The following is a 1,800-nucleotide window of genomic DNA, read 5'->3' on the forward strand; positions in this document are numbered from 1 at the left end:
CTTTTCGTATTATAGAACTAGAAGTTATTCAGGTAATAATTCTAGTTTTTTATTTTATTTAGAAGTGATATCATATCACTGAAGAGAAGTTAATCATTATAACTTGAGACATCCATAAGGTAAGCTCGTAAACAACGATTGATAGCTATGACTATTAATGTATCGTTCTTCTCTTCACTAAATAAACATACTGACTAGAGGATACTTAAATTTAACTTCTAGTCTTTTATTTTGTAGGCATACACTATAATAGACTTAAGAAAGCAGAGAGAGCGGTTCTTGGAAACACTGTTGTGATTTCGTCAAAAAAAGTTCTCTGCTTCCTTTTATGACATGAGTCAGTTTATATCCAAATAGGCCTTTTGATTTATTGATAGAGCCTGCATGTAAGACGAAAATAGATAGTCATAAATCGGGAAGTTATGCTTTCGAATATTCAAGGAAAGAAGGTATGATCTATGAAAGGTCCAATAGTATCCATTGATGTCTCTAAGGGTAAATCAGATTACCAGGCATTCAAGGATTTGAATGTGAAGTATACAGGTTCACGTTCAATAAAGCACAACAAAGAAGGATTTGATGAGATAGTGAATCTTGTCAGGGAGATGGAAAAGAAGCTAGAAACAGAAGTATGTGTTGTTTATGAGGCAACAGGAGTTTACCATCGTGTCCTTAAGAAAGTGCTTGAAGACAACAATATTAAGCAGTTTATTATCAATCCACTATTATCAGCTAAAACAAGAAAGAATGATTCACTAAGAAGTCCAAAAACAGATAAGCTTGATCCCAAATCAATCGCTAAAACATATTACAGCCATAGTCTTCATAACAGCCATAAACAAGAAACGATATATCACGAACTAAGGGAATTATCACGCTATTATGAGGATATATTAGTTCATATAAGAAAAGATAAGGTTGCATTCAGAGCACAGCTGGATATCGTATTTCCAGGCTATGATACGCTGTATGATGATCTGTATGGTCCTGTCGCTTTAGCTATCATTGAAAAATATCCACATCCAGAAATACTTCAGAAAAAGAAGATTAACACAGTATCTAAAGTGATTCAAAACAAAACATGTCATCGTCAGGCAGTGAGTGATACAATGGCTGACAAGGCCATAGAGTACTCTAAAACCATCTATTCAGGATGTGATAAGGATGATATTGAAGTATTAATCCTTCAGAGATTCATCAAGAAATTAAATGAAGATATGGCAGAGGCTGAAAGAACAATTGGTGAAATGATCAAGCTTGCACAGGAACTACCTGACTTTAATATAATCAAATCCATACCAGGTATTGGAGATAACCTAGCTGCACGCATTATTGCAGAACTAGGTGATATGACAAGATTTAAAAAGAAGAATGAGTTAGTAGCTTTTGCCGGACTGGATCCAAGAATTAGCGAAAGTGGACAAAATGATGGGGATCATATGCACATTACTAAAAAAGGCAATAAACGATTAAGGTGTTTATTATATCTGGCTGTAACGTGTTCTATAAGGCTTAAAAGAGATGATAATAGTATTAAAGATTTCTATATAAAGAAAAAGCAGCAATCAAACCCGATGTGTTCGAAAGCTGCAAAGACTGCATGTGCCAGTAAATTAGTCCGAATAATTTATAGCATGTGCAAAACTGGTGAGTTATACCAGTACAACAAATAACAACAAGATTATACGCCTAAACCACCCTGAAAAAAAGCGCTTTTTCTTCAGGGATTTTCAGCGTGCAATAAAAACCATGAAAAATCATTGATATTTTTTTAATTTTTACTTGATTTCTATTATCCAA

1 protein-coding gene is annotated in these 1,800 nt (G+C 33.9%); it reads left to right on the plus strand.

Annotated elements, in window-relative coordinates:
- Window positions 1-458 precede the first annotated feature (458 nt).
- Window positions 459-1,673 (plus strand): IS110 family RNA-guided transposase, encoded by a 1,215-nt coding sequence (locus EUBIFOR_RS11870; RefSeq protein ID WP_003866317.1) that lies wholly within the window; start codon window positions 459-461, stop codon window positions 1,671-1,673.
- Window positions 1,674-1,800: the final 127 nt, after the last annotated feature.

The organism is Holdemanella biformis DSM 3989, from assembly GCF_000156655.1.
Classification (GTDB): Bacteria; Bacillota_I; Bacilli_A; order Erysipelotrichales; family Erysipelotrichaceae; genus Holdemanella; species Holdemanella biformis.

What these genes read in the sequence shown, in the direction of transcription:
- EUBIFOR_RS11870 (WP_003866317.1), top strand. Translation starts at nt 459, where the DNA reads ATGAAAGGTCCAATAGTATCCATTGATGTCTCTAAGGGTAAATCAGAT.